The organism is Pseudomonas sp. FSL R10-0399 (assembly GCF_009600165.1).
GTDB classification, from domain to species: Bacteria; Pseudomonadota; Gammaproteobacteria; order Pseudomonadales; family Pseudomonadaceae; genus Aquipseudomonas; species Aquipseudomonas helleri.
In genome coordinates, this window is record NZ_WIWK01000177.1 from 1 (window position 1) to 7795 (window position 7795).

The 7795-nt window shown below is 59.3% G+C and carries 7 protein-coding genes; 3 read left to right on the forward strand and 4 right to left on the reverse strand.

Features of this window, described 5'->3' with window-relative positions; all coding sequences use genetic code 11:
* Positions 1 to 187 precede the first annotated feature (187 nt).
* Positions 188 to 1096 (reverse strand): LysR family transcriptional regulator, encoded by a 909-nt coding sequence (locus tag GHO41_RS27855; protein WP_153435210.1) that lies wholly within the window; start codon positions 1094 to 1096, stop codon positions 188 to 190.
* A gap of 395 nt (positions 1097 to 1491) precedes the next feature.
* Here GHO41_RS27855 and GHO41_RS27860 point away from each other — a divergent pair, with 395 nt between their 5' ends.
* On the forward strand, positions 1492 to 2277 hold the full coding sequence (locus GHO41_RS27860; RefSeq protein WP_153435211.1) for an SDR family NAD(P)-dependent oxidoreductase: 786 nt from the start codon (positions 1492 to 1494) through the stop codon (positions 2275 to 2277).
* 55 nt (positions 2278 to 2332) lie between these two features.
* On the opposite strand, the gene GHO41_RS27865 is transcribed toward GHO41_RS27860, so the two are convergent.
* The gene (locus GHO41_RS27865; protein WP_048387419.1) at positions 2333 to 3367 is read right to left on the reverse strand and encodes an ABC transporter substrate-binding protein; all 1035 of its coding nucleotides are present in this window, start codon (positions 3365 to 3367) and stop codon (positions 2333 to 2335) included.
* Positions 3368 to 3510: 143 nt separating this feature from the next.
* Positions 3511 to 4284 (reverse strand): class II aldolase/adducin family protein, encoded by a 774-nt coding sequence (locus tag GHO41_RS27870; protein ID WP_153326462.1) that lies wholly within the window; start codon positions 4282 to 4284, stop codon positions 3511 to 3513.
* Positions 4285 to 4437: 153 nt separating this feature from the next.
* Between GHO41_RS27870 and GHO41_RS27875 the strand changes: the two genes are divergently transcribed.
* Both GHO41_RS27875 and GHO41_RS27880 read left to right on the forward strand, forming a co-directional pair.
* Positions 4438 to 5850 (forward strand): PLP-dependent aminotransferase family protein, encoded by a 1413-nt coding sequence (locus tag GHO41_RS27875; protein WP_153435212.1) that lies wholly within the window; start codon positions 4438 to 4440, stop codon positions 5848 to 5850.
* A 212-nt stretch (positions 5851 to 6062) separates the two neighbouring features.
* Entirely contained in the window at positions 6063 to 7406 is a 1344-nt protein-coding gene (locus GHO41_RS27880; protein WP_153435213.1) for an MFS transporter, read from the forward strand.
* A gap of 4 nt (positions 7407 to 7410) precedes the next feature.
* Here the strand turns inward: GHO41_RS27880 and GHO41_RS27885 are convergent.
* Positions 7411 to 7795, reverse strand: a 385-nt coding sequence (locus GHO41_RS27885) for a LysR substrate-binding domain-containing protein (protein ID WP_256678875.1), incomplete at its 5' end; no start/stop codon positions are given.

Consider the following 7795-nt stretch of genomic DNA (forward strand, 5'->3'; position numbering starts at 1 on the left):
ACGCTGACCGAGCCTGCGGCCAGCGAGGTCACCGCCAGGCTCCCGGCGCCCAATCACGCCCACGCTTAAAACGCCAATACATGGCTAACTCCGTCTTCTAACTAGATGACAAAAAGTTTAACCAAGCGGCAATGCTATAAAAATTGATAAATAGCTAACTGTGGAGTGCGTCAGACGCAATCCACAATCAGACAGTGGCGTTATCGCAGAAGGTTTTGAGGGTGCGACGCAACCAGCGATGGGCGTGGTCATTGTCCAGACGCGGGTGCCAGGCCTGGCTGATTTCGACAGGCTGCAGGGTGATGGGCAGCTCAAACTGGCGCAGCTTCAAGCCCATGGGTTCAAGGGTTTTAACTAGCATCTTCGGCATGAGCGGCAAAATCAGGTCGGAAGCTGCGAGGGCAAAGATCGCTGAATAAAAAGTCGGCGTGGTAAAGGACACGCGCCGTTCAAGGCCCATCTCGGCCAGCATCGAATCGATCGGCCCACGAGGAACACCTCGGCGGGACACACTGATGTGGTCAAACTCGGTAAAGCGTTGCACGGTGAGCGGCTGGTCAAAAATGGGGTGACCTTCCCGGGCCAGCCCCACAAAAGGACAGGTAAACAGGCGCTGGACCTTGATGTCCGCAGAAAACTTGTTGGTGGCGCAGATGGTCAGGTCGATACGCCCCTCGTTCAGCGCCTGATCGTCGGTAAATCCCTCGGGCACAACCCGCAAGGTCGCCTTGGGCATTTCCTGGGCCATGCGCTGGCGCAACGCTTCGCCGTACACACCGAAAAACACATCGTTGGAGCGGATGCTGAACGTGCGCTCCAGCGTGCTCAAATCGCTGTCCTGGCTTTGGGTGAACACCCCGTGCGCCAGCTCCACCACGCCGCGTACCTGCTCGCGCAACTCCAGCGCTCTGGGGGTTGGCACCAGCCCACGCCCGGAACGCACCAGAATCGGGTCATTTAACACTTCGCGGATACGCGTCAGGGTGCGGCTCATGGCCGGAGCACTGAGGTTCATGCGTCGGGCAGCGCCCGCCACAGAGCCCTCTTCGAGCAAGATATTGAGGGCAACCAGCAGATTCAAGTCAGGTATTTGCATGGCCGCAAGGTTAGCGTTTAAGGCCCGCAGAGGCCAGATGCATCAAACAGCATCGCCCATTAGAGAAGGCAAACGGCGCACCATTATTGCGCAGGAGGTAAAACTGTATCCCAGCTCCTTAGCTAGCTAACTAAACCACGGACAGGTAAATTGCCCGCCGTCAGGTTGATGCCTGACGCTCTCTTTGGTTGAGAATCTTGGCCATTACCGGATCCCCATGAGGGTAATGGCCCTTTTTTCTCGCTGCTTGACGCCCTCGTCTTGTCTGTGACGACACAGCTGTAGGAGCGAGCTTGCCTCGCGATCTCTTGACCTTGATCTGGCCAACAGCTGCTGCGTACCCATCATCAGGTCTATGATGCTCACTCGTTTAACCCACTGACAGGAACCCTGGCATGAATCTCAATCTGCGTGGAAAACTTGTGGTCATTACCGGCGGCAGCAAGGGCATCGGCCTGGCCTGCGCTCGCGCATTCGGCCAGGAACAGGCCCGTGTGGTGATCGTGTCGCGAACCCTTGAGAACATCGAAGCTGCGCTCACAACCCTGGAGCAGGACGGGATCAAGGCAAGCGGTTTTGCCGCCCACCTGTCGGTCTACGAAAATGCCGTGCAGGTGATCGCCGATATCGAAGCGCAGCATGGCCCTGTCGACATCCTGATCAACAGCGCCGGAGCGGCCAAACGCTATGACCCGCAAGACCTCGACGGCCAGGCGCTGCGCGCGGGCATGGAGGACAAATACTATCCGGTGATCAATAGCCAACAAGCCGTACTGGTGGGCATGCGCGCCCGCGGTCAGGGCGTGATCGTCAATATCATCGGCTCGGGTGGCAAGGTGCCGACCAGCACTCACCTGTCCGGCGGGGCCGCCAACGCCGCATTAATGCTGGCCACCGTCGGCGCCGCCGAACACTACGCGGCGCAGGGCATCCGGATTAATGCGATCAACCCCGGCTATACCCTCACCGGCCGGGTCGAACAATCGGTGGGCGTGGAAGCCAAGCGCTTGAATATTTCCCCCGAAGAAGCGTTGGCGCGTGGCGTGGCCAGCGTGCCGCTGGGGCGTTACGGGAAACCTGAGGAAGTGGCCGACGCGGCGCTTTTTCTCGCCAGCGACCGGGCCAGTTACATCGTCGGCGCGATCCTGCCGGTGAACGGCGGGCGCAATCCGGTTATCTGAACCTCTGCGCCAAACGCAATGCGGCCTGCTGACAGGCCGCATTTATTCGCCGCGGTTACTTGGTTTTGGCGACCCATGAATTGAAGCGCTGTTCCAGTTCTTCGCCATGGTTGACCCAGAACTCGTTATTGATCGGCATGGCCTGGGACAGGTTATCCGGCGCGGTATTGAGCCGTGCTGCCAAGGCCGGGTCCAACAACGCGGCGGTGTTCAGGTTGACCGAGCCGTAGCCCAACTCTTTGGTATGGATCTTCTGGTTTTCCGGCTTGAGGGTGAAGGCAATAAAGTCTTCAGCCACGGCCTTGTTTTTGCTGCCAGTCGGAATCGCCCACGAGTCGATGGCGTAGATGCTGCCATTCCAGACCACCTTGAGGTTGGCCCCGGATTGTTGAGCGGCGAATACCCGGCCATTAAAGGCAGTGGTCATGACCACGTCACCGCTGGCCAGAAACTGCATCGGTTGCGCACCGGCTTCCCACCACTGGATATCGGACTTGATCTCATCAAGCTTGCGGAATGCGCGATCCACGCCTTCCTTGGTAGACAGCTGTTTATAGATGTCGGCGTACGGTACGCCGTCGGCCATCAACGCGACTTCGAGTGAGTACTTGGCGCCTTTGCGCAGGCTGCGCTTGCCAGGAAATTTGCGCGTGTCCCAAAAATCGGCCCAGCCGGTCGGCGCGCTGCTGACTTTGTCACCGTTGTAGGCCATGGCCATCGACCACACCAGCACACCGGCGCCGCACTCGGACAGCGTGCCGGGCACGTAGTCCGCCGGGTTGCCCAGCTTGCTCTGATCGAGGGGTTCAAACAGGCCTTCTTCGCAACCGCGAATCAGCTCCGGCGCTTCTACTTGCACGACGTCCCAGTTAACACTCTTGGTGTCGACCATGGCTTTGATCCGGCCCATCTCGCCGTTGTACTCGCCTGCGATTACTTTGTTGCCAGTGGCGTTGGCGAAGGGTTTGTAGAACGCGTCGGTCTGCACGTCCTTGCTGGCACCACCAAACGAAATCACGGTAATTTCGTTAGCCATCGCATTGGCCGAAATAGCCGCGATAAGCAAGGCTCCGATTGCTGTCTTTTTCATATCTACCTCTAGGATTAATTGTTATGGCAGAGTTGAATCACGCTTGGCAGCGCTCACTGAGCGAGCGCCCAGCTTCGCACATCTGGCTCTGGGGCCAGTCGAGTGTTGAGCCAGGCCGGTGAGGACCTGACAGCTGCTGTCCCTCAGCTTTGGTAATCTCCTTGATCTTTGGAAATCAAACGCAGCACAGACGACCAGGCCAGTTGATGCAGGTTGTGCTCGATCTCGTCATCGGACTGTTGAGCGGTCAACTCACACACGGCCTCGGAGGGGAACCGCAACGTCGCCCCGCCCGCCTGCGCTTGAACCTGGGCCTGACAGGCACGCTCCAGGAAGTAAATCTGATTGAACGCCTCGGCAATCGAGCGGCCGGTGGCGAGCAAGCCGTGGTTACGCAAAATCATCACCATGTGCGGGCCGAGGTCGCGCACCAGGCGTTGGCGCTCATCCGGGTTTAGAGCAATACCCTCGTAATCGTGGTAACCCAGACGCCGGTAGAACTTCAGCGCGTGCTGGCTGATCGGCAACAAGCCGTCTTCTTGCGCGGACACCGCGATGCCCGCCGAGGTGTGGGTATGCACGATGCAACTGATGTCATGCCGTGCCGCATGAATGGCTGAATGGATGTTGAAACCCGCACGGTTGACGCTGTCAGGGCCGTGATGGGCATCGACGGTATTGCCGTCGTAGTCGATCTTGACCAGATCGGACGCGCGCATTTCATGGAACAAAACGCCGTAGCGGTTGATCAGAAAGTGCCCTTCCTCACCCGGCACCCGAGCAGAAATGTGCGTGTCGATAAGATCGGTCATTCGAAAATGTGCCACCAGCCGGTACAGTGCTGCCAGGTCGCAACGGGTTTTCCACTCGTCATCGGAAATCAGGCTGCGGTCGAATTGAAAAGGCGTGTCGTGCATCGCGGGTCCTTGTTCGATTGAGGTGGCAATGGCATAAGCTTGCCCCCGCACGCCACCGGCGACCATGCACAGAAATCCTGCTGCCGGCGCATTACTGTTATGGTCTTTTTACCGGTACACACACCGCAGCCCTTCGAGCCTGGACGGATGTTTATGATGTTTTTGGATCCCGACTCCGAGGAGTCACTGGTCAACCAGATCGTTTCGGGGATCAGCCTGGCGATCAAAGAACACCGGCTGAAATCCGGCAGCAAACTGCCTTCGATCCGCAAATTCGCGCAGACCCACAAGGTCAGCCACTTTACCGCTGTCGAAGCTTACGACCGCCTGGTGGCGCTCGGTCACCTGACACCGGTGCGCAACGCCGGTTTCTATGTGCGCAGCAACCCCGGCAACCCGCGCCCCGACCCTGTACCGGAGCCCCACGAGGAAGACACTGAGTTCGACTTTGACGCGCACCTGTTGCTGCAAAAAGTCTTCCAGCCCATGGGCATGGAATTACGCCCGGGCATCGGCCTGCTGCCCGAGCAGTGGACAGACCACGACGGCCTGCAACGCGGCCTGCGCACCTTGGCGCGCAACGAGCCCGGCAGTTTTTCCGGTTACGGGCAGGCCAAAGGTTCCCCCCGGCTGCGCGCTAAACTTGCCGAAAAACTGGCAGACACGCGAATCTCTGCGCACCCTGAACAGATCATGCTGACCAGCGGCGGCAGCCATGCGCTGGACCTGGTCACGCGTTATCTGGTGCAACGCGGTGACAGCGTGCTGGTCGACGAACCGGGCTATCACAACCTGTTCCTCAACTTGCGTTTGCAAGGGGCCAAACTGCTGGGTGTCCCGCGCACCCTCGATGGTTTTGATCTTGAAGTGCTTGAAGCGCTGATCATCCAGCATCGGCCCAAAGTGTTTTTCACCAACACCCGCCTGCACTGCCCGACCGGCACCAGCCTGTCGCTGGCGGTGGCACACCGGGTGCTGCAACTGGCTGAAAAGTACGACTTCCTGATTGTCGAAAATGACATTTACGCCGACCTCGACACCACCGGCCAGCAAGCGCTGGCGGGCATGGATCAGCTGTCGCGGGTGATCTACATCGGCAGCTTTTCGAAAACCATTGCCCCGGCGTTGCGGGTCGGGTTTGTAGCGGCGCACCAGGAACTGATCGACGAGTTGGTACCGCTCAAGCTGGTCAGCGGCCTCACCACCTCGGAGCTGACCGAAGAGCTGGCCCTGACGGTGTTGCTTCAGGGCCGCCACCGCAAACACGTCAAACAGTTGCAGAGCAACCTCGCCGACGCCCACGAAACCGTCGCGCGGTTACTGGAAGGCGTGGGCATGGAGCTGTTCGTCAAACCCCATGCCGGGATGTTTCTGTGGGCCCGTCATCCCTTGATCGAAGACTCGACCGCACTGGCAACCAAAGCCCGCGACGAGAAAATCCTGCTCGCCCCCGGCCAGTTATTCATGCCCAACGCGCAGATCGTTCCGTGGATGCGATTCAATGTGGCGCATTCGCTGGACGAGCGCATTTACCGGCTGTTGGAGCGGGAGATAGAGCGCCTCTAAGATCAAAAGATCGCGAGGCAAGCTCGCTCCTACAGGGTATTCGGGGTTTTTTGTCCTACAAAAAACGTCCTGACGATTGTGCGAATCGTCCATCGACTCTAGAGTCTGGGTTGCCCTGCTGGCGTTTACGTAAACGTTATGTTCTGCACGGCCTAAAAAGGATGCCTGGCCACGCCCGTGTTCAGGCGCGCTATAACAAAAAAGGGCTTCTCATGACTCATTCATCTTCGCCTCACCCCGAGCGCATTGATCAGCATCTGGATTCGGCTTATCGCAGAACGGCCTGGCGTGTCATGCCGCTGCTGATGGTGTGTTTTCTCGTCGCATACCTGGACCGGGTCAACGTCGGCTTTGCCAAGTTGCAGATGCTCGATGACCTTAAATTCAGTGAGGCGGTGTACGGCCTGGGCGCCGGGATTTTCTTCATCGGTTACCTGATGTTTGAAGTCCCGAGCAACATCGCCCTGCACCGTTACGGCGCGCGCCGCTGGATCGCACGGATTATGGTCACCTGGGGGTTGCTCTCGGCGGCAATGATGTTTGTGCAAACACCGTGGAGCTTTTACACCCTGCGTTTTTTGATCGGCGTGGCTGAAGCCGGGTTCTTCCCGGGGATTATTTTTTACCTCACCACCTGGTTCCCGGGCCATCGTCGGGGCGTGATGGTGGCGTTGTTTATCTCGGCCTTGCCAATTTCCAACATGCTGGGCTCACTGATTTCCGGTTTCATCATGCAGTACATGCATGGCGTGGCGGGTTTCGCAGGTTGGCAATGGCTGTTTGTGATCGAAGGCTTGCCGGCGGTGGCGCTGGGCATGGCGGTGTTTTATATGTTGCATGACCGCATCGCCGATGCCAAGTGGCTGACGGCAGAGGAAAAACAAGGCATGCAGGCCGCCATCGAACGCGACAACCAAGGCAAGCAAGGGCACTCGATACGCGAAGGGTTGCTCAACCCGAAAATATGGCTGCTGGGCGGCGTGTATTTTTGCCTGGTCATGGGCCAGTACATCATCAGCTTCTGGATGCCGACCATTATCCGCAACAGCGGCATCGAGCAACCGTGGGTGATCGGCATGCTTTCGGCGATTCCGTTCACCGCAGCGGCGGTGGTCATGGTGCTCGTGGGGCGCAGCTCAGACCGCCATCGTGAGTACCGCTGGCACCTGGCAATTTGCGCCACCCTGGGTGCCGCCGGGGTGCTGTTTGGCACAGTGTTCGGCGGCAATCTGCTGCTCGGCATGATCGGTTTGACCATTGGCACCGCGGCCATGGTCAGCAGCCTGCCGGTGTTCTGGAGCATGCCCACCGCAGTGGTCGGCGGGGCTGCCGCAGCGGCAGGTATCGCGCTGATCAACTCCATGGGCAACGTCGCAGGCTTCTTTGCCACCATCGTGGTCGGCTGGATCACCCAAGTCACCGGCAGCACCCAAGCCTCGATGTACATGATGGCGGCGGTGCTGGTGCTGGGCGGCGTATTGGGTCTGTGTGTGCCCAAAGTCAAGGCCGGTATCAGCGGACTGGCCCCGGCCAACCCGCTGCCACAACAACCCTGACCGCTCAGGCAGGCCCGGCGGTCAGTATATGGCTGCCGGGCCATTGATCCTGCAGGCACATGTCGCTGACCACCTGACGTATCAGGTCAGCCACGGCCTGCCGCGCCGGGGTCGATGGCATGCGCGTCGACACACACAACCCCACACGCCGATACAACCTGGGGCAGTCTATGCGCCGCGCAATCAACCGCCCCTCGTCGACTTCGCGGCGGGCCAGGTTGAGCGGCATGATGGTCGGCCCGATCCCCGCCTCTACCGCACTTTTAAGAATGTGCACAGAGTTGACCTCAAGGGCCACCGACTCAACGAACGCACCCTGTTTGGCCAGCGCAGCCTCAACCAGCGCCCGCGTGCAATGCCCGTGGGCCAGGCCCGGCCACACCAGCGGG